The 754-nt window shown below is 38.2% G+C and carries 2 protein-coding genes; both read right to left on the bottom strand.

From position 1 onward, the window contains the following. Positions 1–133: 133 nt before the first annotated feature. Positions 134–379 (bottom strand): KH domain-containing protein, encoded by a 246-nt coding sequence (locus ACRCJ0_RS17215; RefSeq protein WP_326132761.1) that lies wholly within the window; start codon positions 377–379, stop codon positions 134–136. Between the two features lie 20 nt (positions 380–399). After that, the gene (gene rpsP / locus ACRCJ0_RS17210) at positions 400–687 is read right to left on the bottom strand and encodes a 30S ribosomal protein S16 (RefSeq protein ID WP_016896836.1); all 288 of its coding nucleotides are present in this window, start codon (positions 685–687) and stop codon (positions 400–402) included. Positions 688–754: the final 67 nt, after the last annotated feature.

Here is a 754-nt window from a genome sequence, read left to right as displayed (position 1 = left end):
CTATCGCACCCTGTTTAGTCGGGTTCGAGTCTCCAGAAAGAACTGCGTTTCAGATTAGATTGTAACTGACTTCGTCAGCTACTGCTCTAATCTTCCAACGTTTTCTTTCTGAACGTCGACTCTTACACCCTGTTTAATCTTCTCTATCAATTACCAAGCGAATTCTCTTTGGTCCTTCTACTCGAACTGAATAGATAATGGTACGGATTGCATTTGCAACGCGGCCACCCTTGCCAATCACCCGGCCTACATCATCAGGATGTAGCAACAAATGGTATTCTAAAAATTCATCTCCATCAACAATGTTCAATTGGACTTCATCAGGATGATTCACCAATGGTTTCACAATTGTTAACAATAAATCTTCAATATTTGGCATATCATTCATAGTGTTTACGCTTATTTATTAGCTGCTTTAGCTTCTAATTTGTTTTCGTGGTGTTTTTTCATAACGCCTTGACGAGATAAAATATCACGAACTGTATCAGTTGGTTGCGCACCATCTTTTAACCATTTTAAAGCTAACTCTTCATCTAACTCGATAGTTTCTGGTTGAGTTGTTGGGTTGTAAGTACCAATTTTTTCAATGATACGACCATCACGTGGTGCACGTGCGTCTGCTGCAACGATACGGTAGAATGGGTTACGTTTAGATCCCATACGTTTTAAACGAATTTTTACTGCCATGAGTAAGTTCCTCCTAAAAATTAAGTGTTTTTATATATTTAAAGCCTTAAAAGCTCATCACAAGTAA

This window comes from Aerococcus sp. L_32 (genome assembly GCF_050689315.1).
This window is presented reverse-complemented; position numbering and strand designations above follow the sequence as displayed.